26 protein-coding genes are annotated in these 25,629 nt (G+C 68.8%); 19 read left to right on the top strand and 7 right to left on the bottom strand.

The window, feature by feature from the left end:
- Nucleotides 1–4: 4 nt before the first annotated feature.
- The 4 genes from ACYVF6_RS03710 to ACYVF6_RS03695 are packed head-to-tail and all read left to right on the top strand — an operon-like array spanning nt 5 to nt 3,098.
- Nucleotides 5–490, top strand: coding sequence for a hypothetical protein (locus ACYVF6_RS03710; protein ID WP_460515726.1), 486 nt, complete (start codon nt 5–7; stop codon nt 488–490).
- Nucleotides 477–1,391 (top strand): phosphotransferase family protein, encoded by a 915-nt coding sequence (locus ACYVF6_RS03705; RefSeq protein WP_460515724.1) that lies wholly within the window; start codon nt 477–479, stop codon nt 1,389–1,391. The genes ACYVF6_RS03710 and ACYVF6_RS03705 overlap by 14 nt, the downstream gene beginning before the upstream one ends.
- Before the next feature lie 13 nt (nt 1,392–1,404).
- Nucleotides 1,405–2,703, top strand: a complete 1,299-nt coding sequence (locus ACYVF6_RS03700) for a BNR-4 repeat-containing protein (protein ID WP_460515722.1) — start codon at nt 1,405–1,407, stop codon at nt 2,701–2,703.
- 50 nt (nt 2,704–2,753) lie between these two features.
- The gene (locus ACYVF6_RS03695; protein ID WP_460515720.1) at nt 2,754–3,098 is read left to right on the top strand and encodes a hypothetical protein; all 345 of its coding nucleotides are present in this window, start codon (nt 2,754–2,756) and stop codon (nt 3,096–3,098) included.
- Nucleotides 3,099–3,104: 6 nt separating this feature from the next.
- On the opposite strand, the gene ACYVF6_RS03690 is transcribed toward ACYVF6_RS03695, so the two are convergent.
- From ACYVF6_RS03690 to ACYVF6_RS03670, 5 genes are all read right to left on the bottom strand, one after another.
- The gene (locus ACYVF6_RS03690; RefSeq protein WP_460515718.1) at nt 3,105–3,497 is read right to left on the bottom strand and encodes a Fur family transcriptional regulator; all 393 of its coding nucleotides are present in this window, start codon (nt 3,495–3,497) and stop codon (nt 3,105–3,107) included.
- Nucleotides 3,498–3,590: 93 nt separating this feature from the next.
- Nucleotides 3,591–4,544, bottom strand: coding sequence for a metal ABC transporter permease (locus ACYVF6_RS03685; protein ID WP_460515716.1), 954 nt, complete (start codon nt 4,542–4,544; stop codon nt 3,591–3,593).
- 8 nt (nt 4,545–4,552) lie between these two features.
- On the bottom strand, nt 4,553–5,362 hold the full coding sequence (locus tag ACYVF6_RS03680) for a metal ABC transporter ATP-binding protein (protein WP_460515714.1): 810 nt from the start codon (nt 5,360–5,362) through the stop codon (nt 4,553–4,555).
- Nucleotides 5,359–6,324 carry a metal ABC transporter substrate-binding protein gene (locus ACYVF6_RS03675; protein WP_460515712.1) on the bottom strand — a complete coding sequence of 322 codons (966 nt, stop codon included), beginning with the start codon at nt 6,322–6,324 and terminating at the stop codon, nt 5,359–5,361. The genes ACYVF6_RS03680 and ACYVF6_RS03675 overlap by 4 nt, the downstream gene beginning before the upstream one ends.
- Nucleotides 6,325–6,372: 48 nt before the next feature.
- Complete coding sequence (locus ACYVF6_RS03670) at nt 6,373–6,726, bottom strand: DUF6703 family protein (protein WP_460515711.1); 354 nt, start codon at nt 6,724–6,726, stop codon at nt 6,373–6,375.
- Nucleotides 6,727–6,830: 104 nt separating this feature from the next.
- On the opposite strand from ACYVF6_RS03670, the gene ACYVF6_RS03665 reads away from it, so the two are divergent.
- The 8 genes from ACYVF6_RS03665 to ACYVF6_RS03630 are packed head-to-tail and all read left to right on the top strand — an operon-like array spanning nt 6,831 to nt 13,170.
- Nucleotides 6,831–8,213 carry a glycine--tRNA ligase gene (locus tag ACYVF6_RS03665; protein ID WP_460515709.1) on the top strand — a complete coding sequence of 461 codons (1,383 nt, stop codon included), beginning with the start codon at nt 6,831–6,833 and terminating at the stop codon, nt 8,211–8,213.
- A 16-nt stretch (nt 8,214–8,229) separates the two neighbouring features.
- Nucleotides 8,230–9,018, top strand: a complete 789-nt coding sequence (locus ACYVF6_RS03660) for a hypothetical protein (protein ID WP_460515707.1) — start codon at nt 8,230–8,232, stop codon at nt 9,016–9,018.
- A 13-nt stretch (nt 9,019–9,031) separates the two neighbouring features.
- Nucleotides 9,032–10,063, top strand: coding sequence for a Gfo/Idh/MocA family protein (locus ACYVF6_RS03655; RefSeq protein WP_460515705.1), 1,032 nt, complete (start codon nt 9,032–9,034; stop codon nt 10,061–10,063).
- Nucleotides 10,060–10,191 carry a hypothetical protein gene (locus tag ACYVF6_RS03650; protein ID WP_460515703.1) on the top strand — a complete coding sequence of 44 codons (132 nt, stop codon included), beginning with the start codon at nt 10,060–10,062 and terminating at the stop codon, nt 10,189–10,191. Before ACYVF6_RS03655 ends, ACYVF6_RS03650 begins: the two co-directional genes overlap by 4 nt.
- Nucleotides 10,188–10,979, top strand: a complete 792-nt coding sequence (locus ACYVF6_RS03645) for a hypothetical protein (RefSeq protein WP_460515701.1) — start codon at nt 10,188–10,190, stop codon at nt 10,977–10,979. The genes ACYVF6_RS03650 and ACYVF6_RS03645 overlap by 4 nt, the downstream gene beginning before the upstream one ends.
- A complete protein-coding gene (gene dusB / locus ACYVF6_RS03640) occupies nt 10,976–12,100 on the top strand; it encodes a tRNA dihydrouridine synthase (RefSeq protein ID WP_460515699.1) in 1,125 nt (374 codons plus the stop codon). Before ACYVF6_RS03645 ends, dusB begins: the two co-directional genes overlap by 4 nt.
- A 42-nt stretch (nt 12,101–12,142) precedes the next feature.
- The gene (locus ACYVF6_RS03635) at nt 12,143–12,928 is read left to right on the top strand and encodes a helix-turn-helix domain-containing protein (protein WP_460515697.1); all 786 of its coding nucleotides are present in this window, start codon (nt 12,143–12,145) and stop codon (nt 12,926–12,928) included.
- On the top strand, nt 12,916–13,170 hold the full coding sequence (locus tag ACYVF6_RS03630; RefSeq protein ID WP_460515695.1) for a DUF397 domain-containing protein: 255 nt from the start codon (nt 12,916–12,918) through the stop codon (nt 13,168–13,170). Before ACYVF6_RS03635 ends, ACYVF6_RS03630 begins: the two co-directional genes overlap by 13 nt.
- A gap of 9 nt (nt 13,171–13,179) precedes the next feature.
- Here the strand turns inward: ACYVF6_RS03630 and ACYVF6_RS03625 are convergent, their stop codons facing one another.
- Both ACYVF6_RS03625 and ACYVF6_RS03620 read right to left on the bottom strand, forming a co-directional pair.
- A complete protein-coding gene (locus ACYVF6_RS03625; protein ID WP_460515693.1) occupies nt 13,180–14,976 on the bottom strand; it encodes a hypothetical protein in 1,797 nt (598 codons plus the stop codon).
- A gap of 66 nt (nt 14,977–15,042) precedes the next feature.
- The gene (locus ACYVF6_RS03620; protein WP_460515975.1) at nt 15,043–16,026 is read right to left on the bottom strand and encodes an aldo/keto reductase; all 984 of its coding nucleotides are present in this window, start codon (nt 16,024–16,026) and stop codon (nt 15,043–15,045) included.
- Nucleotides 16,027–16,052: 26 nt separating this feature from the next.
- On the opposite strand from ACYVF6_RS03620, the gene ACYVF6_RS03615 reads away from it, so the two are divergent.
- From ACYVF6_RS03615 to ACYVF6_RS03585, 7 genes are all read left to right on the top strand, one after another.
- Nucleotides 16,053–17,855, top strand: coding sequence for a DUF11 domain-containing protein (locus ACYVF6_RS03615; RefSeq protein ID WP_460515691.1), 1,803 nt, complete (start codon nt 16,053–16,055; stop codon nt 17,853–17,855).
- Nucleotides 17,856–17,886: 31 nt separating this feature from the next.
- Complete coding sequence (locus ACYVF6_RS03610; protein WP_460515689.1) at nt 17,887–18,738, top strand: bestrophin-like domain; 852 nt, start codon at nt 17,887–17,889, stop codon at nt 18,736–18,738.
- A gap of 88 nt (nt 18,739–18,826) precedes the next feature.
- Complete coding sequence (locus ACYVF6_RS03605) at nt 18,827–20,494, top strand: alkaline phosphatase D family protein (RefSeq protein ID WP_460515687.1); 1,668 nt, start codon at nt 18,827–18,829, stop codon at nt 20,492–20,494.
- A gap of 565 nt (nt 20,495–21,059) precedes the next feature.
- Entirely contained in the window at nt 21,060–21,863 is an 804-nt protein-coding gene (locus ACYVF6_RS03600; RefSeq protein ID WP_460515685.1) for an oxygenase MpaB family protein, read from the top strand.
- 30 nt (nt 21,864–21,893) lie between these two features.
- On the top strand, nt 21,894–24,611 hold the full coding sequence (gene ppdK, locus ACYVF6_RS03595) for a pyruvate, phosphate dikinase (RefSeq protein WP_460515683.1): 2,718 nt from the start codon (nt 21,894–21,896) through the stop codon (nt 24,609–24,611).
- A gap of 153 nt (nt 24,612–24,764) precedes the next feature.
- A complete protein-coding gene (locus ACYVF6_RS03590; protein WP_460515681.1) occupies nt 24,765–25,079 on the top strand; it encodes a hypothetical protein in 315 nt (104 codons plus the stop codon).
- 119 nt (nt 25,080–25,198) lie between these two features.
- A partial coding sequence (locus ACYVF6_RS03585; protein WP_460515679.1) for an IS5 family transposase occupies nt 25,199–25,629 on the top strand: 431 nt, incomplete at its 3' end.

Genomic DNA, 25,629 nt, shown 5'->3' with positions numbered 1-25,629 from the left:
AACGATGGAAACGACAGCACTTCGCAGTGCCTACGAGCGGCTGCTCGAGGCGGCGGCGACGCCCGGCCTCGGCGACGCCATCGACGGAGGGTGGAACGCCGACCAGATCCTGGCTCATCTCCTCAGCATCGACGCCGCGATCGCAGCGGTCGCCCTGGGCGTCGTCTCGGGCTCGCGCCCGACGTTCGACAACCGGGTCGCCCTCGATGGCTGGAACCTCGAGCGGATCATTGCCGAACACTCCGGACGGGCCGAGCTGATCGACCGTGTCCGCGCCCAGGCCGGCGTCCTCTGCGACATCGCCGACCAGCTCAACGAGCGGGCCGCCGCGGTTCTGGTGCCCGCGTTGCTGCTGTCCAACGACGCGCTCGTGCTGGACCAGCCGGTTCCGCTCGCTGGCCTGATCGACGGGCTAGCCGAGAACCACGTACCCGTGCACACCCAGCAGCTCCTCGACCTAAAGGGAGGGCGTGGCGATGGAACGACCTGAGGCGTCCTGGCGGGAGGCGGTGGCGGGCATCGGGTACGCGGACGCGGAGCTGATCGGGCAGGGGATGGAGAGCGTCGTCGTCCGGCTGGGGGATGGGCTGGGGCTGGTCGGCAAGGTGTGGACGCACCGGACGGCCGGGGAGCTGGAGCCGATCCAGCGTTTCTACGCGGAGCTGGGCGCGCAGCGCTTGCCGTTCGCGACGCCGGAGATGCTGGAGATCCGCTCGTGGGACGGCGTGGCCGTGAGCGTCGAGCGGGAGATCTCGGGGACGTCGGTCAAGACGGCGTTGCGGGACGGCCGGCTGGCGGTCGCGGCCGCGCAGGAGGCGACGGTCTGGGTGACCGACGCGCTGCGTTCCACCGTGGCCGGGCCTGCGACCCGGGCGTTGCCGGCGCTCGACGAGGGTCGCGCGTTGTGGGCCGGGCGCTCGACGTTCGGCGAAGTGCTGGCAGGGCTGGTCGAGCGGCGAGCGCACCGCTTTCGCGAGGCGCTGTTGGGCGCGCTTCCGTCCCTCGATCGTGTCGTCGAGCAGATCCGGGACGAGCTGGTGGCGCCTCCGGACAGCGGCGACTCGATCGTGCACGGCGACATCTGCCCGGAGAACATCCTCGTCGACGACGCAGGGCGGCCGACCGCCTTGCTGGACTGGGGTTTCCTCACTACAGCGGGCGACCCCACGTTCGACGCAGCGACGGCGGCCGGTTTCTTCGACATGTACGGGCCCTCCGCTCGCGTGCACGACTCGGCGTTGCTGGAGCGGTTCGAGGCCCTCGGCCACCCGCGCGACCGGATGCTGCTCTACCGCGCGGCCTACGGCATCGCGGCGGCGAACGCGTACTCCGCCGATGGCCAGGACGGGCACTTCGAGTGGTGTGTCAGGAACGTCGAGGCGTTCCTCTGACAGACTTCGAGGCATGCGCGAGCCTCAGGTGATCAACGACAACGGTGCATGGTGCTGGTTCCAGGACGAACGGGCGCTGATCGACCCGGACAGCCAGACGCTGGTCGTCGCGTCGTGTCCGGCTGCCGAAGGTGCGGGCGGGCCGGAGCGGTCGGGCAATGTGGAGTTGACAGTCGTCGACCTGCGTACAGGCGCGTCCTCGGTCGTCGTGCTGCACGAACGCTTCGAAACCGACGACCACGACGTCCCTGCCCTGTGGCGCCGCGCGGACGGCCGCTGGCTCGCGGTCTACACCAAACACAAGACCGACGACCTCACGCGGTGGCGGGTGAGCTCTCCCGGGGATCCGCTTAGCTGGGGCCCGGAGCAGACCTTCGACTGGAGCCCGTACACCGGCGGCCGCGGCGTGACGTACTCCAACCTCCACGAGCTCGACGGCCGCCTCTACTGCTTCGCCCGCGCGGTGAACGACGACCCCTGCGCCCTCGTCTCCGACGACGATGGCTCCACGTGGACGTATGCGGGCAAGCTCTTCACCCGTCCGAAGGTGGGTTACGTCAACGGCTACACGCGTTATGCGTCGAGCCCGGGGCGAATCGACCTGATCACGACCGACCACCATCCGCGCGATTACAACAACTCCATCTACCACGGCTATTTGTCTGCTGGAGCACTCCATCGTTCCGACGGCGTAGTGGTCGATGCCGTCGCACTGGGGGAGGAGTCGCCGTCGCAGGTCTCACTGACGAAGGTGCTGGCGGCGAGCTCCTTGTGGGACGGCGAACCCATGACCCACTGCTGGACGGTCGACATCCGCCGCGCGGCGGACGGCACGGTGGCGGCCGTTCTGTCGGCGCGGCAAGAGGCGCCGGAGTACGGCGAGGGCAAGGACCGCAACCATCCGGTCGCCGACCACCGCTTCTTCTACGCGAGTCTGGCCCCCGGCGCCTCGGAGTGGTCGGTGCACCAGCTTGCGAAGGCAGGAGCCGGCCTCCTCCCGCACGAACAGGACTACACGGGCCTGGTAGCGATCGACCCGTACGACGTGTCCTCGTTGTACGCCTCGCTGCCGATCGACCCGCGAACGGGCGCCGACCTGCCCCACCACGAGATCTTCCACGGCAGAACATCCGACGCGGGAAGGTCCTGGACCTGGACCCCGATAACCGAGGACTCCAGCGTCGACAACCTCCGCCCGATCGTCGCCCCAGGAGACCCAACCCGCATCCCGTTGCTCTGGTTCCGCGGCTCCATGTCAAGGAGCCAGAACTTCAACTGCGAAATCGCCCTCCTCGACCGCCCCCGCACCTGACCGGTGCGCTCGTTATCCTGCCAACCCCGACACGACGAGGGAGAGCAACGATGGCAGGCCTGATCGGTAGGTGGCGGATCGTCGGGATGGAGTTGTTCGACCCCGAAGACGTCGACCTCGTCGAACCCGGCTTCATCGAGTTCACCGCTGACGGGCACGGCGAGTTCGGCTTCATCGCCGTTCGTGGCGCGATGGACTGGCGCGCCACCGACCGGGACGGACGGCCGGGCGCCGAGTTCAGCTGGGACGGCATCGACGAATGCGACCAGGCCAACGGCCGCGGCTGGGCGACCCTCACAGCCGACGGGATGCTGGAGGGTCGCATCTTCATCCACCTGGCCGACGATTCCGCCTTCCAAGCCGTGCCGTTCGACCAGGCCGATCCAGCGGGGTGAGTGCTGTTAGCTGGTTCCCGCGCACTCGGGGCAGGTGCCGAAGACCTCCACTGTGTGGGTGATGTCGATGAAGCCGGCCTCGCTCGCCACCTGTTCCGCCCATTTCTCCACCGCCGGCCCTTGGACCTCAAGCGTCCGGCCGCAGCCGCGGCAGACCAGATGGTGGTGATGGCGGGCGTTTTCGCAGCGGCGGTACACGGTCTCGCCGTCGGCGGTGCGGATGGCGTCGACTTCGCCGTGTTCGGCCAAGGACTGCAGGGTGCGGTAGACCGTCGTCAGGCCCACGGAGTCGCCCCGCTGGCGGAGCAACGCGTGGATTTCCTGGGCGCTGCGGAAGTCGTCGACCTGCTCCAAGGCCTCGGACACGGCGGTGCGTTGCCGGGTCGAGCGGGGCTTCACGGCGTCACCTGCCGGAGCGAATCGAGAGTTCACGCGAACGCACTTCCTTCCCTTCCATAACCGAACCCCGGGCCCCTATCCTGGCCCATCCGCTCAGTGTTCGTCGTAATGCGCACCATGTGCGGCGTGGCGGTGGCCGTCGTGGAGGTAGTCGATGTGGTCTTCGTGCTCCACCGCGGCATGCCCACAGGTTGGCCCGTGCTTGTGCCGGTGGTCTTCCGCCTCGTCGTGCGGCCGCCGCAGTGACTCGCGGACGAAAGCGCCCAAGGCCACCACGACGAAGCAGCCGATCGCGGCCAGGACGATCGTGCCGCCGGATGGTGTGTCCAGATAGTACGACCCTGCAACACCGCCCACGCTGACCACGACTCCCAGCAGCATCGCCAGCGTCAACGTGCCGGCGAACGAATGCCGCAGCCGCAGCGCAGTCGCCACCGGAACGATCATCAGCGCGCTGACCAGCAACAATCCCACGACCCGCATCGAGACTACGACGGTCACGGCGACGATCACGGCCAGGGCCAGGTTGACCCAGAACACCGGCAGCCCCGACGCCCGGGCGTACTCCTCGTCGGACCCGACCGCGAACAGCAGGCGAGCCAGTCCGAACGCCGCCACCAGCACGACGCACGCCAGCACCGCGAACGCCACCAGGTCGCCCGGCGTCGTCGAGGTGATCGAGCCGAAGAGGTACGCGTTGAGGTTGGCCGACGTCCCGTCCGGCGCCTTCGCCACGAGTACGACACCGCCGGCGATGCCGCCGTAGAAGAGCACGGCCAGCGCCACGTCGGAACCGGTACGCCCCCGCGACCGCATCAGCTCCACGACGACAGCGCCCACCACCGTGCACACCAACGCGGCCCACACCGGCGCCGCCCCCGTCACCAGCCCGATGCCGACCCCGGTCAGCGCGATGTGCCCCATGCCGTCGCCGAAGAGCGACAGGCGCCGCTGTACGAGAAAGATCCCCACGGTCGGCGCGGTCAGCCCGATCAGCAGCGCTGCAACGAGCGCCCGCTGCATGAACGCGAACTCGAGAAGCTCCATGAGAAAGATCAGCCCGCAATCCCCGTGTCGTGGATCCCCAGCCCGTTGCCGGAAGCGGCCCGCCGCTCCGGCGACCCCAACGATGCGTGCGGGTCCGGATCACCCACGCCACCGAACCGGCTCAGCACCGCATCGGTCGGAGGCCCGTCGTAGTCGAGCCGCCCGTGCTGGATCACGACCGTACGACTCACCAGCCCGCCCAGCGGCCCCAGCTCGTGCGTGACGACGACCAGCGTGACGCCACCCGCCACCAGCGCCCGCAGCGTGTCGGCCAGGATCTCCTGGTTCGGCCCGTCGACGCCGGCGAACGGCTCGTCCATCACAAGCACGTCCGGTTCGCCGGCCAGCGCCCGCGCGATCAGCACCCGCCGCTGCTGCCCCCCGGACAGCGACGACACCGCCTGCCCGATCTTCTCCGTCAGCCCGACGGTCGCGATCGCGTCGCAGACCACGCCGCGGTCGAGCACCGGCAGCATCGCCGGCAGCCCCGGCAGGAAGCGCCGCCGAGCCAGCCGCCCCGACGCGACGACCTCCTCGACGGTCGCGGGTACGCCACCGCCGACCGAATGCCGCTGCGGCACGTATCCGAGCCGTCCGTGCTGTGTAAACCGCCGCGACGGTACGTCGAACAGCCGAAGCTCACCGCCCAGCAGCGGCACCAGCCCCATCAGGCCGCGGACCAGCGTGGACTTGCCCGAGCCGTTCGGCCCCAGCACGGCGACCACCTCGCCGGCCGCGACGTCGAAGTCGACGTCGTGCAGCACCGGCCGGCCCGCGTAGCCGAAACTGCCGCCACGCAGCGAGATGATCTGGTTCACGTGCAGGGTTGTCCCTTCTGCAGGGCGTCGAGGTTGGCCTGCATCACGCTCGGATAGTCCTTGCCCTTCGACTGGTCGGTGATGCCCTCGAGCGGGTCGAGTACGTCGACCTTCGCGCCGGTCTCGTCGGCGAGCGACTTGGCGACGTCGGGGTTGACCAGCGTCTCGTAGTAGATCGTATGGACTTCGTGGTCGCGGACGAACTTCGCCACCTCCGCCTGCTTCGCCGGCGACGGCTCCTGGTCGGGCGAGAGCCCGGCGATGCCGATCTGCTCCAGGCCGTAGCGAGCCGCGAGGTAGCCGAACGCCTCATGGCTGGTCACGAGGTCTTTGTTGGCGCAGGAGGCGAGCCCGGTCCTGAACTCGGAGTTGAGCTTGTCGAGCTCGCCGTGCAGCGCCTTGGCGTTCGCGCGGTAGTCGGAGGCATGGTCCGGATCGACCGACGCCAGCTGCGCACCGATCGCGTCGACGACCTTGGCGTAGCGCACCGGATCGAGCCAGAAGTGCGGGTCGGTGCCGCCCGGCATCTCGCTCTCGTGCTCCTCGCCGCCTTCTTCATGGCCGGCGTCCTCGTGGCCAGGCTCCTCCGCCAGCGGCAGGAGCTCGGCCGCCGGCGTGACGTCGAAGCTGTGCTCCTTGCCGCCTTGGGCGATCGACTCGTCGACGGCGGGCTGAAAGCCCTTCAGATAGACGACGAGCGAAGCCTCCTCGATCGCGGCGCCGTCCTTCGGCGTGAGCTCGAGGTCGTGCGGCTCGCTGCCGGCCTTGGTCAGGTTGGTGACGTTGGCATGGTCACCCGCGACCCGCGAGGCGGCGTACTCCAGCGGATAGAACGCCGTGACGACCGACAGCCGCCCGTCGTCAGAGGCGCCCGCGCCACCGCCGGCGCCGCAGCCGGACAGGACGAGACCGGCAGCGGGCAGCAGGGCCAGGGCTGCCCAGCGAAGCTTTGAAGAGAACATGAGAATCATTGTCACATACGTACGCAAGTCCTGCTTCACGTTTCAGTGCTAACTCAGCGTGCGCAGAACGACCGCCGCCAGCGCCAGTCCGAGCGCGATCACATAGATCCGCCGCTGCGAGGTCGAGCTCGCCGGCCACGCGAGATAGGCGAGCCAGCCCTGGAACAGCACGAACAGCGCGAGGAACACGAAGCCCCACGGCAGCGGAACGAACAGACCCGCCACCATCAGGGCGGTCAGTACCCCGGTGACCAGCCAGCGCGGCCGCTTGTGCAGCCACCTGAGCAGGGGATAGGAACGCCGTTCCATCACCTGGCGCAACGCGCTCTTCGCCGGCGGTTCGGCGGGCTTGGGCGGCAATGTCGGCTCCTTCGAGTAGGCGTCGAGCCTGCGTACGACCACGATTCTGGCGACTCAGTGTGACCGTGGGGCGGAATGGTTTGGCTCCAAACGGTACTCTGGGTGGCTTCACCTACTCGCCGACACCCAGCCGGACGGAGATCTCTGTGCCAGCAGATCGTTTGGACTCCCTCGTAAGCCTCTGTAAGCGCCGCGGATTCGTCTATCCCTGCGGCGAGATCTACGGAGGGACCCGTTCTGCCTGGGACTACGGTCCGCTCGGTGTCGAGCTCAAGGACAACATCAAGCGCCAGTGGTGGCGCGCGATGGTGCGCAGCCGCGACGACATCGTGGGGCTCGACTCCTCGGTGATCCTGCCGCGCCGGGTCTGGGAGGTGTCCGGCCACGTCGAGACGTTCGTCGATCCGCTGACCGAGTGCCAGGTCTGCCACCACCGGTTCCGCGCCGACCACCTCGAAGAGGCCTACGAGGCCAAGCACGGCAGCGCGCCCGTCCACGGCCTCGCCGACGTCAAGTGCCCCGACTGCGGCTCGGCCGGCTCGCTCACCGAGCCGAAGATGTTCAACGGCCTGCTCAAGACCCACCTCGGCGCGGTGGAGTCCGAGGAAGGCCTCCACTACTTACGCCCGGAGACCGCGCAGGGCATCTTCGTCAACTTCCTGAACGTGCTCAACTCCTCCCGCCGCAAGCCTCCGTTCGGCATCGCGCAGCTCGGCAAGAGCTTCCGCAACGAGATCACGCCGGGTAACTTCATCTTCCGCACCCGCGAGTTCGAGCAGATGGAGATGGAGTTCTTCGTCGAGCCCGGCACCGACGAGGAGTGGCACGAGCACTGGCTGCGCGCCCGCATGGAGTGGTACGTCGACCTCGGCATCAACCCCGACAACCTGCGGTTCTACGAGCACCCGGCCGAAAAGCGCTCGCACTACTCCAAGCGCACGGTCGACATCGAATACCGCTTCGGTTTCGGAGCCGAGGAGTTCGGCGAGCTCGAGGGCATCGCCAACCGCACCGACTACGACCTGTCCGCCCACAGCAAGGCCTCCGGGGTCGATCTTTCGTACTTCGACCAGGAGAAGGGCGAGCGCTGGACCCCCTACGTCATCGAGCCGGCCGCCGGCGTCGGACGAGCGATGGTCACGTTCCTGCTCGAGGCCTACTCCGAGGACGAGGCGCCCAACGCCAAGGGCAAGCTCGAGCGCCGTACGGTCCTGCGGCTCGACCCCCGGCTCGCGCCGGTCAAGGTCGCCGTGCTGCCGCTCTCACGCAACGCCGACCTGTCGCCGAAGGCGAAGGACCTGGCCGCGGAGCTGCGCGGTGCCTGGAACGTCGAGTTCGATGATGCGGGAGCGATCGGACGCCGGTATCGTCGGCAGGACGAGATCGGGACCCCTTACTGCGTCACCGTTGACTTCGACACGCTGGAAGACAACTGTGTGACCGTGCGCGAACGTGACTCGATGAAGCAGGAGCGGATCCCGATCGGGGTGGTCACGAGCTATCTCGGCGAACGTTTGATCGGCTGTTAGGAGCCAGGGTCCTTCGATGTCCGCAGTGCATCTCCGGCAGCGCTTGCTGGTGGTCGTAGCCGCGATCATCTGTCTCGTCGTCGCCGGTTGTGGCGGTGACCTCGGCGCCAGCACCGGCGTACGCGAGCTCCCGGTCAACGAAGGCGCCGGTACGCGCCCCAAGCCGACCACCAGCGAGACCGACAGTGGTCCGCCCGGCACCAATCCGGCCAAGCAGAACCCCGGCACCGATGACAAGCCGTCCAACCAGCCGGCGACGGTGACGTTGAAGGCACTCGAGCAGCCGGCCGACGGCTACCCCGATCCGAAGTACCCCTCGCCGCCGAAAGACTCCGCGGCCGAGCTCGACCGCATCGAATACCTCCTGGCCAAGGTCGCCTGGAGCTCGGCAGGTGTCGTCGACAAGGGCTCCGAGACCGACTGCGACATCGCCGAGAGCAAGCTGATCAAGGTCGGCACCTACAAGTTCGACTGCACGGTCGCCACGTCCGGCGTCAAGCCGACGTTCAAGGTGACCGCGAAGGTCAGCAGCAAGCAGCTCAAGCTCGACTGGCGGGCGTCGTGGCTGCCGGTGTCGGAGGACAAGGCGGTCTACGAAGCGACCCGCCAGGCGTTCCGGCCGGCACGGGTCACCTGCGACATCGTCGACATCGAGCTGGTCCGGGTCGACAAGAGCGACGGCGTGACCTGCTGGGTCACCGACACTCACAACAAGCGCACCACCTACCACGGCGAGCTCATGCTCACCAAGGGCGACAACGGCGAGCCCAAGTTCGTGCTGGTGTTCAAGCCAGCGGATTCCTAGGCGGTCTGATCACATGAGCAGTCCCATGGGAGTGGGCTTCATCGGCGCGGGCCCGGTCGTCCAGACCATCCATCTGCCGGCGATCGCAGGCCTGTCCGACCGGGTCCGGGTCGCGCGGGTGATGGACGTCGACGGCGACACCGCGAAGGCCGTGGCCGCGCGTGCGGGTGCCACCCACGGAACGAGCGTCGAGGAGCTGCTGGCCGACCCCGCCGTCGAGATCGTGGCGATCGGCAGCCCGCACCAGTTCCACGCCGACCAGGCGGTCCAGGCATGTGCCGCCGGCAAGCGGGCGATCCTGGTCGAGAAGCCGCTGGCCGTGAGCCTCGACGACGCGCGCCGGCTCGCCTCGGCCGCGCAGGCCGCGTCGGTCCCGGTCGTGGTGGGCGCCATGCATTCCTACGACCGGGCCTGGCTCGACCTGGCCGAACGCTGGGGCGACCTGCCCGCCGACGCCCGCCATGTGCGCTCGGTCATCCAGCTGCCGCCCAACGCACGGTACGAAGACTGGTCGACCCAGCTGCACTCCCGGCCGCGGTTCTCCACGCCAGACATCGACCGCTCCGATCCGGCCGTCCAGCAGGCGATGCTGAGTGGTGCGCTGCTCGGGCTCACGATCCACAACCTGCCGCACGTACGCCGGTTCCTGCCCGAGATCGCGGCGGTCGACCACGTACGCGTGCTGGAGCCGTTCGGCTACGTCGTCGGGCTGCGGGGCCCGGACGGCCGGACCGCCGAGCTGATCGGCTACATCACCTCCGGCTGGCGGCCGGAGTGGACATTCGAGGTCTGGGGCGCGTCGGGTGAGCTGAGTGCCGACTTCCCGCCGTCGTTCGTCCGCGCCGGCTCGGCGACAGCGGTGCTGCGCGACCGCGAGGGCGAGCGCCGCTTTGGGCCCTACCCCGACAACGGCTATATCTCCGAGTGGCACGAGCTGATCCGGATCGCCGAGGGTGGCAAGCCACGGTACGAGCTCGACGACCTGGTGGCCGACCTCGCCTACGCCCTGGAGATCGCCGACCGAGCGGCGGAGGTGTTGGGATGAGTGGCCTGCGTGTGGTTGGGCTGGCGCGGTCGTTGGCTGGGGTGTCGGGGTCTGTGCGTGCGGTGGCCGGCGGTGGCGATGTGGTGGCGGTGGGGTTCGGCGCGCGGGCTGCGGAGGTGCTGCCATGACCGACCTGCTCACGGTCAAGCTGTCGCCGTCGCTGGATGTGCCGGCGACGCACGCCGTCCTGGCCGGCCTGCCGAAATCCGTGCGGGCCGTTGCCGGTGACGCCGACCTGGTGGCGCTGGAGGCGTCGTCGAAGGACTGGCCGGCCGAGCTGCGCCACGTGCTCGACTCCGGCGCGCGTGGTGTGCTGCTCTCCGACGTGCGAGGCGTCGCCGCCACCGGCGTGCATGACCTGGCCGCCGAGGTCCCCGTGGTGGTCGACACGCCCTGGGCGCTCGATCCCACGGTGGTGGAGCATCGCGAGCGGATCGCGCGGGCCGCGGTCGGCGCTGCCGTCGTCGACCTGCTGTCGGTCGTGCCAGGCGACCTTGGCCGGCACGGGCTCGACCTCCTGCTCGACCAGCTGGCGCTGATCCGGGTCGCGGTCGGGCCGGTCGACGAGCTGCGGCTGGCCAACTTCGACGTCGGCGGCTTCAACGCGGTGGCGCGGGCCGGCGCCGTGCCGGTCTACCTCTCGACGGTCTCCTCCAACTTCGGCACCAGCCGAACCCGCCTGTCCGTACGCGCGCCGGGCGAGGAGTGGCGGCTGGAGTTCGCCGACCCGGCCTACGCTCGGCCGACGCTGGCCTACCGCATCTCCGACACCGGCGAAGAGCTGCAGCCGACGCTGTACGAGACCGCGCATCGGGCGGCCTGGCGGGAGCTGCACGCCGCCGTGACGAGCGGCGCGCACCCGACCTACTCCCTGCCCGAGCTCGTTGCCGACCTGGAGCTCGTGTGGAACGTATGACACTCAAACTCGGCACACTCGCCGTCGATCCGCCGGTGGTGCTGGCGCCGATGGCCGGCGTCACCAACGTCGCGTTCCGGCAGCTGGTCCGCGAGCAGGGCGGACCCCTCAACGTCTGCGAGATGATCACCTCGCGCGGCCTGGTCGAGGGCGACGAGAGCACCCGGCGGATGCTGTCGTTCGACGCGGGCGACCCGGTGCGGTCGGTGCAGCTGTACGGCGTCGACCCCTACTACATCGGCGAGGCGGCCCGCATCCTCTGCGACGAGTTCGGTGTCTCACACGTCGACCTCAACTTCGGCTGCCCCGTACCCAAGGTCACCCGGCGCGGTGGTGGCGCCGTGCTGCCATGGAAGCGCAACCTGCTCGGCCAGATCCTGCGTTCGGCGGTGTCGGCGGCCGCGCCCTACGGCGTGCCGGTCACGATGAAGACGCGCAAGGGCATCGACGACGACCACCTCACCTTCCTCGACGCCGGCCGGATCGCCGAGGAGTCCGGCGCGGCAGCGATCTCGTTGCACGGCCGGACGGCGGCGCAGCACTACTCCGGTGTCGCCGACTGGTCCGCGATCGGCGAGCTGGTACGCCACGTGTCGATTCCCGTGCTGGGCAACGGCGACATCTGGGAGGCGTCGGACGCCATGCGGATGGTGGATTCGACGGGCTGCGCGGGCGTTGTCGTCGGACGCGGGTGCCTCGGCCGGCCGTGGCTGTTCCGCGACCTCGCGAACGCGTTCGCCGGATCGCCGGCGTGCGAGCTGCCGTCGCTGGGCGAGGTGGCCGGCATGATGCGCCGGCACGTCGAGCTGCTGATCGCCGACATGGGGGAGTACCGCGGTCCTCGCGACTTCCGCAAGCACGTCCCCTGGTACCTCAAGGGATTCCGGGTGCCGCGCCAGCTGCGCGCCGACCTCGGGCTGGTCGAGTCGCTCGCGCAACTCGACGATCTGCTGGCGCAGCTGGACTGGGACCAGCCATTCCCGAAGGACGAGCTGGGGCAGCCGCGTGGGCGGCAGGGCAGCCCGCGGAACGTGACGTATCCGCAAGGCTGGCTGGACGATCAGGACGGTACGCAAGGCCTCGACCTCGCACCGGCGGAACTCGGCATCTCCGGCGGCTGAGTCGCGTAGTCGTTCGGCCACGCTTCGTGTCACCATTTGTGCATGGCTAAGACCAAGAACCCATCCTCGTTCGCGCTGGCGTGGGGGAGACAGCTAAAGCTGCACCGCGAGGCGGCAGGCCTTACCCAAGAAGCACTCGGTGAGAAAGTCGGCTACTCCCGAAGCACGATCGCCAGCCTGGAGACCGGAAGCTTTCAGCCGGGTGAGGAGATCGCCGAGGCATGCGACCGAGGGGCAGAGGCGAATGGCCACTTGATTCAACTCCGCCAGGACCTGGTGGCCATCGAGATCGTCGAGCCGTGGTTCCAAGACTGGCTGGGCATCGAGCGTGAGGCGAAGGTCATTCGCGGAAGCGCGTTTGTTCTCGTGCCAGGTCTGCTGCAGACCACGGGGTATGCCCGCGCTGTGCTGGAAGATGACGACGACGCAGTTGCCGCTCGGATGGCACGCAAGGCCATCTTCGACAGGGAGAAGCCACCGACCATCCGCTACATCCTCGATCAGCAGGCGCTCGAACGGCCCGTCGGCGGACCTGAGGTGATGGCTGAGCAAATGGCCTACCTCGAGGAGTTGGTCACAAGCCGCCGTGTGCACATCCAGATCTGTCCGTCTGCGGCCGTTCCCAGTGCCAACAGCTCTTTTGTGTTAGCGACTGTGGAGGGCACGACGCTAGGCTATTTGGAGGCGGAGACCAGGGGATTCGTTCTTTCACAGCGCGAGGACGTCCTTGACCTGGAGGCGGTCTACGAGAAGCTCCTCGCGGAGTCCCTGCCATCGGCCGCTTCATTGGACCTGATTCGAAGGATGAAAGAGCAATGGACGACCTGAAGTGGGTCAAGTCGAGCTACAGCAACGGTAATGGTGGCGGCGAGTGCGTCGAGGTGGCGTGGGTCAAGTCGAGCTACAGTAACGGCTCCGGTGGGGGATCCTGTGTCGAGGTGGCGCCGCTCGAAGCTCAGCAGGCAGTGCGTGACTCGAAGGATCCGGCCGGACCCATGCACGTGTTCGACCGCAACTCATGGCAGGCGTTCCTCGGCAGTGTGAAGCGTGGGGAGTTCGACCTGACCTGAGTGCCTTGGCTATCTGCGCGGGCGGCCGTGGCCGGGCCGGCCTCGGCCCGGGCGATGTCCGCCGGGTCCGTGACCTGGGCGAAGCCTTCCCGTTCCACGGCTACCGCGGCGGTGTGGCGCCTCCAGCAGCACGTCGGCCACCAGCGTCCTGAACTCGTTCAGTCCAACCAAGTCGGGATGCCCGGACGCGAGGATGTCGCGCACCATCGGCATCAGGTTGGGTCCGGCCTGCCGCCGGATGATCTCCAGCGTGGTCTCGGGACCGCCCAGTTCGAGCAACCGCAGGTACCCCTCGGTCATCGCCAGCAGGCTCTCCGGCGCCGTGACGTCTCCGGGCTCCAGCACACCGTCGTCCAGCAGCTGTGAGAGTACGAGCGGTGCGAGTACGGCATCGGACCGAAGCCGCGGCAGCACCAGCCGGCCGTCCGGTAGTGCATCGGTGAGCACGCGCAGCATGACAGCGGCCCGGTTCCGGAACGGGCAGGCGCGGACCGCCGCCAGTAGCACATCCACGTCGTCGTCGTGTGCGGCGAGCCAGCCCGCGATCTCGGCGGAGGCGGCCTCGGGCGAGTAGTAGTCGGCGAGTACGTTCAACAGCTCCGCCGGCCGGACGTCGGTGAGCTCGCCGACCATCGGCGCCTCGAGACCGGCTTCGACCAGCAGCCACCGTACGCCGTAAGCACCGAGTGCCGTGATCCTGACCAGCGGACCGGGCCGGGACAGCTGGTCCTGGATCAGCCGGATCTCCTCGGGCCGCCACGGACCGCCCTCCTCCAGGTCCACGGCGAACATCTCGTGTGCCATCCCGTGCCCGATCTCGATCACACCCAGCTCGACGAGTAGCTCGAGCATGGCGTCGACGTCCTGGTCGAGCGCCTTCTCCTCCGTGTACGCCTCGAGGCCGCGCGGCTCGGCGACCGTGTGCAGGATCGGGATCCGCAGCCGGATCAACGGGATCGGGAGGGGTAGCGAGTAGAGAGTCCTGAGCAGGTCGGGTACGACGTCCTCGAAGTACGAGTACAGCAGCGAGGCCCGGCCGCAGACCGCGCGGCCGATCTCGGGGAACGCCTCGAACGCACGCAGCCACAGCCCCAACGGGTCGGCCAGCAGCGGCTCGGCCTTCGCGACGCGCAGCAGTCGGCCCTTGCGTACGCGGATCAGCCGCGCCCGCTTCCCCCAGGCGAGGAGCTGCTCCGGCTCGGGCAGGTCGGGTACGTCCGACGTGGATCGCCCGTCGCCGACCCACTCCCACAACGCTCGCAGGCGGGCCAGGACCGGGCCGGCTTCGGCGGCAGCCGCCAGTCGCGGGGCGTCGGGCAGCCTGACCGGCGGATAGGCTCGCACCCGCTCGGGTTCCTCCTCCAGCTCCTCGAGCGTCTCGCGGTCCTCGATGACGTACTCGTCCCGCTCGTCGATCTCGGCCTGGAAGTGCAGCTCGGCGGCCTTGATCGCGGCGAGGTTCTGGTCGAGGCTCGCACCGCGCGGGTCGAGCAGGTCGTGCGCCGAGAGGTACTTGAGCAGGCACCGGAGGCTGTCCGGCATCGGCGCGAATCCGGCCACGAGGTCGCTGTCGAGCTCGGCGATGTGGTACGGCACGTACACCAGCAGGAACGCCGTGACGTGCTCGGGTGTCCAGAACCCGAGCCGGCCGTCGGCGGTCTCGTGCCGGTAGGTCAACGCGGCGTCGATCGCGAAGTCGGCTACCCGCGCCTCGGTCCCTTCCGGCCAGGTCAGGCACCGGCGTACGAGCAGCGCCCTGGTGGCCTGGAACTCCTCGGCTTCCTGGAGGTCGAAGTACAAGCGCATCGCGTGCGAGCGTATCGGGCGGACGCGTCGTGGCGTTCGTCGCAGCGGGGTACCGTCACCTGTGCGTTAGCGACGCCCGGTAGTGGTGCGTGGGCGGCGCGCGGCGTCACGGAGCACCCATTGCGGGTAGGGCAGCGGGCGGTCGCTCGCCTCGGTGAGTATCCGCACGGACTCGCTGTCGAGTGTCCATCCGACCGCGCCGAGGTGGTCAGTGAGGTGGCCGATAGTGCGGGGTCCGATGATGGGCGCGGTCACGGCGGGCTGTTGGCTGAGCCACCTGAGGGCGACTTGTGCGGGTGTGCGGCCGAGTTGTTCGGCGACGGCGAACACCGCGTCGAGCAGCCGCCAGTTCTCCTCGGTGGTCTGCCGGTTCCATCCAAGATCGTGGTCGTCGGCGGTGAACTCGGCCACTCGCGTGCCGTCGGGTGGGCCGGACATGCCGCGGCGGATCCGGCCGGACAGCCAGCCGGCGTTGAGTGGACCCCAGGGAATCAGGCCGAGCCCCTCGTTCTGGCAGAGCGGGACAAGTTCCCATTCGGCGTGCCGGATCATCAGGTTGTACTGGGGTTGCAGGCTGACGTAGGGCTCCCAGCCGTGCATCCGGGCCAGATCGACGGCCTTCTGCAGGGCCCAGGCCGGGTAGTTGCTCGCGCCGAGGTACCGGACCTTTCCGGCCCGCACGAGCTCGGAAAGGGTGGACAGCACTTCGGTTTCGGGTGTGAACGGGTCGAAGACGTGCGTCTGGTAGAGGTCGATGTATTCGACGCCCAACCGCCGAAGGCTTCCGTCGACGCCGGCGATGATGCTCCTGCGGCCGTTGCCGCTGGCGCGCGGGTCCCAGGCCTTCGTGGCGATGACGAGCTCGTCGCGGTCGCGGCCTGTCGGCCAGCGTCCGAGTACTTCTTCGGAGACGCCGCTCCCGTAGACCCCTGCCGTGTCGACGAAGTTGCCTCCGGCCTCGACGAACGCCGTGGAACGCCCACGCTCTGTAGAAGCCGGCGGCCTGTATTCGTAAGAGCTGTAAGAGCGGTCTGACGATAGTTCGGGGATCTTGGTGACAGGACATGGTCCCCGGCATGGGTTCGTCGCGCGCTGCCGTCACCGCCTTGCTCTGCACGGTTTTCGTGCTGGCGGGCGCGGGCGCGGCTGGCGCGCAGTGCGTGGCGGACCTTCGGATCGACCACGCAGCGCCGGCGCAGGCGGCGGCCGGCGACACGTTCGACTACGTCCTGACCGTGCGCAACGCCGGACCCGGCGACGCCGTTGGCACGGTCGTCCGGGACGTGCTCGACGCGCGGGTTCGCTACGTACGCAGCGATCCCGCGTGCACGTTCGCTAGCGACGAGGTCGTGTGTGCGCTCGGAACGTTGACGCCGGACCAGTCCCGGCGGATCGTCGTCACCGTGCGCACGGCGGCGACGCTCGCCGACGGCACCACGTTGCGGAGCTATGCTGTCGTCTGCTCGCTCGCCTTCGACGACAACCGGGGAGACAACGGAGCTTCGGGCGAGGTGCGCATCCGCGGGCCTGCCGATCTGGGGATCCGGCTCAGCGGGCCGGAGGAGCTGCGGCCGGGGGAGCAGGGCACGTACACGCTCGACGTCGGCAACCGCGGCCTGCCTGCGAGCTCGGTCGTGGTGCGTGCGCGGCTGGATCCGGTCGTCCGGATCGACGGCGTTCCCCGCGGCTGCACGCTCGATGCCGTGCGGAACCAGCTGGAGTGCGCGCGGGCCGCGTTCGGGCGCGACGAGCGCTGGGCGATTTCGTTGACGGCACGGGCGAATCCGGCGGCACCTCCGCGCGCCACGGCACGCGCGACGGCTGTGGTGTGGTCGGCCGGACGGGACGCCGACGAGACCGACAACTCCGACAGCTGGACGACTCGGGTGCGGCTGCCGAGCGGCGATCTCGGGGTCGAGGCCACCGGGCCGCGGCGGATCTCGCCGGGAACGCCTTACGCGTTCAGGGTCACCGCGGCCAACCGCGGGCCCGACGTCGTGGACGCGCGGCTGCGCGGTGAGCTCGCGGCCGGGCTGCGGGTGGCGCGGTTGCCTGCGGAGTGCACGAGCAAGGGGCGGGTGGTCTCCTGCGAGGTGGCGGAGCTCGGAGTGGAGGAGCGGCGGGAGCTGGAGGTCGGCGTCCTGCCGTCGCCCGGGCTGCGCGCGGAGTCCCGGCCTCGGAGCGAGTTCACGTTGACGCCCGTTCGCGCGCTCGATCCGGATCGTTCGGGCAACGTCGCGGGGTTCGCGCCTGCCGTGCCGGCTGCCGCGCCGCACTTCGCGGTCGAGTTCGGCGATGTGGCGCCGCGGCCGGGTTCGCGGGTCACGGCCACCGTCGTGGTGACGAACGCGGCCGGCGCCGGTGCCGCTTCCGACCTGGTGGTGTTCGACCGGCTGCCGGCGGGAGTGTCGCTGGCGTCGGCGTCGGCTCAGCCGGGAGAGGTGCGACAGGAGCGCGACGGCCTGCTGCGCTGGACGATCCCGTCGCTGGCCTCCGGCGCGTCGGCGCGGCTCGTGCTGACGATGCTGGTCGGTGCCGACGTACCGGCCGGAGCCGCGCTGGTCAACCAGGTCTGGGCGCACGGGCTGCCCGTGACCCGGACCGCTTCGGGTCCGGTGGCCGCCGCGTCGCCACTACCGAGGTCGGAGCAGGCGCCGGGCGGGCCGACCGTACGGCCGAGTCCGAGTCCGAGTCCGAGACCGACAGCGCTGCCACAGTCGACACCGCCCACCGTGCCCGAGCCCTCGCAGGCCGCCCAGCTCGCCGTCGTGCCGGAGGTCCCCGAACCCACCGTGCCCGGCGACGCGAGCGCGATCCTGGCGCTCGGCATTCCGATGATCTCGATGGTGGTGGCTGTGCGGATGTTCTTCCGCAAGTAGGCAAACCACCGAGCTGTGGAGGCGAACGCCGATGACCCACCACCATGCCCGGCGCTCGCGGCTGGCCGGAGTGCTCCTGCTGGCCGCGATGACGGCGTTGACGGGTCTGGCGTACCTCCTGCTGCGGCGGGCGTTCGACCTGCCGATGTGGGCGGAGGCCGGCCTGCTGGTCGCGATGGCGGTGGAGTTCGCGCAGCTCGGCCTGTCGGTCGTGTGGGTCTTCTACCCGCCGGAAGAGGAGGACAACGACGCGGTGGAGGCCGCCTTCACCACGATCGCCGCGATCTACGCCCTCCTCTTCGGCTTCGCGATCGTGGTGGTCTGGCAGGCCAACGCCGACGCCAACCGGGCCGTCGCACAGGAGGTGAGCGCGGTCGCCGAGATCGACCGCATGGCCGACGGCTTCAGCGCCGAAGTCCAAGCCCAGGTTGACGAAACGTCGCTGGCCTATGTCCGTTCGGCGATCGCGGAGTGGCCGTCGATCGACCACGGCGGCTCCAGCGACCAGACCGCGGACGCGCTCAGCGGCCTGTGGAACGTCTACACCTCGATGGACGCCAGGGAGCGGGCCAGCCCGCTGTACGCGCAGTCGGTCTCGCGCCTCAACCAGCTGAGCGACAGCCGCCGCGCGCGCCTGTCGGCGGGCGGGTCGGCGATGCCTTCGCTGCTGTGGTTCCTCCTGCTCGGCGGCGCGTTGCTGACGGTCTTCCTGGCGTACTTGTTCCGCGTGAGCAACACGCGACTCCAGCGCATCCTCGTGACCCTGATGGCGGTGGTGATGGTGCTGGCGCTCTATCTGCTGGCCGCGCTGGACCGGCCGTTCGACAACAAGCTGGCGGTGTCGCCGGAAGGGTTCGAGCAGGTTCTGTCCAGCTTGCGCTGAGTTCGCCGCCTGGCCGATCCCGGCCAGATCACCTCGCGGACATCTTCTGCTCGTTGGGCCTTCATCTGCGCAGCTCACGCTGACTCGCGTGGCTAACCAAGATCTTGGACGTAGGACATTTCTGGTCGGAGGCGTGGCTGCCGGCTCGCTGATCGCTCTGCCCCAGGTGGCGGGCGCGGCTGCGCAGCTTCGCGGCAACCCGTTCACCTTGGGGGTCGCTTCCGGCGACCCGACCGACGACGGCTTCGTGCTGTGGACCCGGCTGGCGGTGGATCCGCTGGCGGAGGACGGCATGGGCGGCATGCCGAACCAGGTGTTCGGTGTGCAGTGGCAGCTCGCCAAGGACGCGCGGTTCCGTAACATCGTGCGTTCCGGCACCGCCGCCGCGCGTCCCGAGTGGGGGCACAGCGTGCACATCGAGGTCTCCGGGCTGGAGGCGGGCCGGGAGTACTGGTACCGCTTCCGTACCGGCTCGTACGTCTCGCGGGTCGCCCTGACCAGGACCGCGCCATCGCCGGGCAGCCTGATCTCCAAGCTGGACATGAGCTTCGTGTCGTGCTCGCAGTACGAGCACGGCTACTTCACCGCGTACCGGCGACTCGCCGAGGACGAGCCGGAGCTGATCCTGCACCTCGGCGACTACCAGTACGAGTACGTCAAGGGCGACTACGTCGCACCGGGTGGCAACCCGCGCGACCACGAAGGCCCGGAGACCATCACGCTGGCCAACTACCGGCAGCGGCACGCGCAGTACAAGGCCGACGCCGACCTGCAGGAGGCGCACGCGGTGGCCCCGTGGCTCGTCGTCTTCGACGACCACGAGGTCGAGAACAACTGGGCCGACGACATCCCGGAGGCGGGCAGCCAGACGCCGGCCGGGTCGGCGTTCCAGGCGCGGCGTGCGGCGGCGTTCAAGGCGTACTACGAGAACATGCCGCTGCGTCGTACGTCGGTGCCGAACGGGCCGAACGTCCAGCTCTACCGGCGGATCCGGTGGGGCCGGCTGGCCAACTTCCACATGCTCGACACCCGCCAGTTCCGCGACGACCAGGGCTGCGGCGACGGCTACAAGGACTGTCCGGCCGCGGTTGATCCCGCGCGCTCGATCATGGGTTCTACGCAGGAGGAATGGCTGATCGACGGCTTCCATCGCTCTCGGGTGCGCTGGGACGTGATCGGCCAGCAGGTGTTCTTCGCGCAGCGCGACAACGACGCCGGCCCGGTCAAGGTCACCAGCATGGACGCGTGGGACGGCTACGTCGCATCGCGGCAGCGGATCACGCAGGGCTGGGTCGACGCGGGCGTGCGTAACCCGGTGGTGCTGACGGGTGACGTGCACGCGCACTGGGCGAGCGAGCTGAAGCTCGACTACGACGACCCGACCGGGCCTTCGGTGGGCACCGAACTGGTCTGCAGCTCGATCACCTCCGGCGGCAACGGCGCCGACTCGATCCCGTCGGACCACCCGTTCCTGACGATCAACCCGCACCTGAAGTTCTACAACAACCAGCGCGGCTACGTGCGTACCCGGATCACGCCGGACTCCCTGTCGTCGGACTTCGTACGGCTGCCGTACGTCTTCTCGGCGGGGGCGCCGGCGGAAGTCCGCGCAACCTACGTCGTCGAGGACCGCGACCCCACGCTCCACCTGACCTACGACAATCCCCCGCCCGCAACCGCGACCCTGGCGGCCCAGTCCGCCTCCGACTCGCAGATCGTCGCGGAGACAGTCGCCTGGGAGACCGACCGCCCCTAGCGCCCACCGCTCGCTCGCCGCCCCAACCCCTCGCCGCGAATGACCACGTTAACCACGTAATTGGCGGGTTAACCACGCCCCGGGACGTGGCGAACCACCTACTTGCGTGGCGAAGCACGACCTCGCCACGCAAGTCAGCAGGTCGCCACGCGTAGACACGTGGCGCTGTACCGATGTGCGGCTCCGTCGCGCGGCCCGAATGACCACGTTGACCACGTAATCGCGTGGTTAACGTGGTCATTCGCTGGTGTGGTGGCGCTGACCTGCGGTTCCCAGCCCGGTTGACGCCTAGCAGGGCACATACGAGTGCTGCGAAGAGTGAACGTTCGTCACTCGAGCTCGGGGCACGGCGTCGTCCGGCTGGACGAGGTAGTCGTCCAACCGGGCCGTCCGCCAGAATGCACCGCCGTCCGGCCGCCCGCTCTCCCAGCCCTCGCGCGATGACCACGTCGGACTTCGCCACGCAAGTAGGTGGTTCGCCACGTCCCGGGGCGTGGTTAACCCGCCAATTACGTGGTTAACGTGGTCATTCGCAGGCGGGAGGGGCGCGCGTACAGTCGATGGGGTGGGCGAGGAGGGCGAGGATTACGGGCTGTTCGGCCCCGGCTCCGTAACGTGGAAGGTGCACGTCGAACAGGTGCTGTGGGTCGGCGGGTTTCGGGCGTTGCTCCTGCAGTCCCTGCATCCGCGGGTGATGCGCGGCACGTACCAGAACTCCGCGCTGTTCGACCGCAAGAAGTCGTGGGAGCGGTTCCTGCGCACGGCCCGCTTCGTCACGTTGCGGTCGTTCGGCAGCACCGAAGCCGTCGAGCGGTACGCCGCGCGCGTCCGTGCGCTGCACTCCCGGCTCTCCGGCTTCGACCCCGACACGGGCGAGACGTTCCCGCTGGACGAGCCCGCGGGCCTGCTCTGGGTGCACTGCGCCGAGATCGACTCCTACGCCAGCGTCTCCCGCCGGGCCGGCGTGATCGACGCGCGTGAGGAGGACCGGTACATCGACGAGAACCGGCGGGCGGCAGAGGTCGTCGGCCTCAGCCCGGACGACGTGCCCGCCAACCGCGCCGACCTGGACGCCTACTTCGACGAGATCAGGCCGCGCCTCTACGCCTGCGACGAGGCCAAGAAGAGCCTGCTGAACGTCGTCAACCCTCCCACGCCGCTCAAGCTCGCGCCGCTGCGGCTGTTCGCGCCCACGATGCTGGCGCTCTCGATGTCGTCCCTGCCGGGGTGGGCTCGCCGCCTCTACGGCCTGCCGGGCGCCCCGATCACCGACTTCTCGACCACGGTCGCCCTGCAGGGGTTGCGCCGGGCCACCTTGCCCCTCCGAAACAAACCTTTGGATCTACGGCAGCGGGTACAACAGGTTTAGGGTCCAAGCAAGGGATCACGCCGGCAGCGAATGGAGGTTGCCGTGCCGACGTATGTTTACGACTTCGCCCAAGGCAACAAAGAGATGAAAGATCTTCTCGGCGGTAAGGGGGCAAACCTCGCCGAGATGACGAACCTCGGACTTCCCGTACCCCCGGGCTTCACGATCACAACCGAGGCCTGCCGGGCCTATCTGGACAGCGGTGAGGTTCCGCCTGAGTTGCACGACGAGGTGACCGAGCACCTCACATCGGTGGAGAAGGCCCTCGGCAAGCAGCTCGGTCAGCCCGACGACCCACTGCTGGTTTCGGTACGTTCCGGCGCGAAGTTCTCGATGCCCGGAATGATGGACACTGTTCTCAACATCGGACTCAATGACCAATCCGTGCACGGATTGGCACGCCAGGCCGAAAGTGAACGGTTCGCCTGGGACTCCTACCGTCGCCTGTTGCAGATGTTCGGAAAGACCGTGCTCGGCATCGAGGGCGACGCGTTCGAGGACGCACTCGACGAGGCCAAACAGCAGCGCGGAGCCGAGCAGGACATCGACCTCGACGCCGAGGCGCTGCGTGAGCTCGTCGACACGTTCAAGGGCGTCATCCGCGACCGTACGGGCAGCGACTTCCCGCAGGATCCACGCGAGCAGATGGACCTGACGATCCGTGCGGTGTTCGACAGCTGGAACTCCCCGCGAGCCGCGGTCTACCGTCGCCAGGAACACATTCCCGCCGACCTCGGCACCGCGGTCAACATCGTCGCGATGGTTTTCGGCAACCAGGGCGACGATTCCGGCACCGGCGTCGCGTTCACCCGCGACCCTGCGACAGGCTCGCAGGGCATCTACGGCGACTACCTGCAAAACGCCCAGGGTGAAGACGTCGTAGCCGGCATCCGCAACACCGTCTCCCTCACCGAGCTCGAGCACATCGACAAGCAGAGCTACGACGAACTGCTCGACATCATGGCCACGCTCGAGGGCCACTACCAGGACCTGTGCGACATCGAGTTCACCATCGAGCGCGGCAAGCTCTGGATGCTGCAGACCAGGGTGGGCAAGCGCACGGCCGCGGCGGCGTTCCGGATCGCGACGCAGCTGGTCGACCAGGGCGTGATCGACGAGGAGGAGATGCTGCGGAGAGTCAACGGCGAACAGCTGTCGCAGCTGATGTTCCCGAAGTTCGACGACCAGGCCGAGAAGAAGCGCATCGCCAAGGGCATGAACGCCTCACCGGGCGCGGCCGTCGGCAAGGCGGTCTTCGACTCCGAGACCGCCGTCGAACGCGCGGCGCAGGGCGAGCAGGTCATCCTCGTACGCCGCGAGACCAACCCCGACGACCTCGGCGGCATGATCGCGGCGGCCGGCATCCTCACCAGTCGCGGCGGCAAGACCAGCCACGCGGCCGTCGTCGCACGTGGCATGGGCAAGACCTGTGTCTGCGGCGCGGAGGAGCTGCAGGTCGACACCAAGAAGCGGGTGTTCACCGCACGCGGCGGCGTCGAGGTCGCCGAAGGCGACGTGATCTCGATCGACGGCTCGAACGGCGACGTTTACCTCGGTGAGGTTCCGGTCGTCGAGTCGCCCATCATGCGTTATTTCGAAGGTGATCTGGCCGCCTCGAGCAACGAGGCCGACGACCTGGTGCAGGCCGTCGACCGGGTGATGACGCTGGCCGACGAGCGGCGCCGGCTGGGCGTACGCGCGAACGCCGACATGCCCGAGGACGCCGTACGCGCGCGCAAGCTGGGCGCACAGGGTATCGGGCTGTGCCGTACGGAGCACATGTTCCTCGGCGAGCGCCGCAAGTACGTCGAGCGGCTGATCCTGGCCGACACCGACGAGGAGCGCGACACGGCACTGTCGGCTCTGTTGCCCTTGCAGCGCGACGACTTCGTCGAGCTGTTCGAGGCGATGGACGGGCTGCCGGTGACCGTACGCCTGCTCGATCCGCCGCTGCACGAGTTCCTGCCCGACATCACCGAGCTATCCGTACGCGTGGCTCAGGCCGAGGACCGCGGCGAGGACCACGAGAACGACCTGCGACTGCTGCAGGCCGTGCACCGGCTGCACGAGCAGAACCCGATGCTGGGTCTGCGCGGCGTACGGCTGGGCCTGGTCATCCCGGGCCTGTTCGACATGCAGGTAAGGGCGATCGCCGAGGCGGCGGCCGCCCGGATCGAGGCCGGCGGCGACCCGAAGGTCGAGATCATGGTGCCGCTGGTCGGTGCGCTGGAGGAGCTGGAGCTGATCCGCGAGGAGACCAAGGCGGTCATCGAGGAAGTGCACCAGCACGAGCACGTCGAGCTGCGCATCCCGATCGGCACGATGATCGAGCTGCCCCGCGCGGCGCTGACCGCGGACCGGATCGCGGAGGCCGCGGAGTTCTTCTCGTTCGGCACCAACGACCTCACGCAGACGACGTGGGGCTTCTCGCGGGACGACGTGGAGGGCGCGTTCTTCGCGGCGTACCTCGAGAAGGGCATCTTCGGAGTGTCGCCGTTCGAGTCGCTCGACACCGAGGGCGTCGGCGCACTGGTCCGGATCGCCTGTGAGAAAGGGCGCGCGACCCGGCCGGGGCTGAAGCTCGGCGTCTGCGGCGAGCACGGCGGCGATCCCGCGTCCGTGCACTTCTTCGACCAGGCAGGGCTGGACTACGTGTCCTGCTCGCCGTTCCGCCTGCCCGTGGCGCGGCTGGAAGCGGGCCGGGCCGCGGTGTTCGCCGGTGAGAAGGTGGAGAACGCCAGCAGCTGAAAACCGTTTGGACTCCCGCTGGGCAGGCTGCGAAACTGGACGTACCGGTCATCGCAGTACCTGCCCAGCGGAGCGCCACAGAGCCAGGAGGTGTGCCGTGCTCCCCGATATCTAGGTCCGACCGCCCAGGTCGGCATGATGAAGGAGCATGTCATGCCCACGCGTCGATTCCTTTATCGACGGAAGTTTCTGAACCGCCCGCGGCACCACGCCGGCGCCAACGTGATCGCCAGCATCGAGCTGGAGCGCGTGAAGGACCGCGATCCCAACGTCGAGGCCTCGCTGGAGATCTCCGACTGCCGTCGCTCGATCCAGCTCGACTTCGACATCTGGTCGAAGGCGGATGCGCGTAACGCCCTGTACAAGGCGACTGTGCTGCGCGACCTGCTGGAGGAATACGTCGAGGCGCTGCAGGCCGCTGTTGACGAGTGGGAGAAGAGCCCCAAGCCGAAGCCCAAGCGCGACTAGGCCCTGTTTCATAAGTGGTTGTTGTGATCTGGGTGTGCTCGGCGTGTCGGTGATCAAGAACGTGCGAGGTCTCCGGTAGATGGTTCATCGACCAAGACGACCATCAGCACGGAGACCTCGTGGCCAGCGTAGCGGCGGCGGGGCGGTTCGATCTGACCGACGCGCAATGGGTGGTACTGGAGCCGATCCTGGAGTCGGTGCTGCCCACGCCGAAGAAGTCTGGTCGGCCGCCCAAGTGGACGAAACGGCAGTTGATTGACGGGATCAGGTGGCGGGTGCGGGCAGGCACACCGTGGCGCGACGTGCCAGGCGAGTATGGGCCGTGGCAGACGGTGTATGGCCTGTTTCGTCGCTGGCAGCGCAACGGTGCCTGGGCGGCGATCCTGACCAGGCTGCAGGCTTTGGCTGATGCGGCTGGGTTGATCACCTGGGAAGTGTCGGTCGATTCCACGATCGCTCGGGCGCACCAGCATGCGGCCGGGGCGCGGAAAAGGGGGATCTGCAGGTCGAGCCACCCGGCGGCGAGGATGACGTCGGTGGGACCGAGCCG

The organism is Flindersiella endophytica (assembly GCF_054779015.1).
Note: the sequence above shows the minus strand (reverse complement) of the source record. Positions and strands in the feature narration are given on the sequence as shown.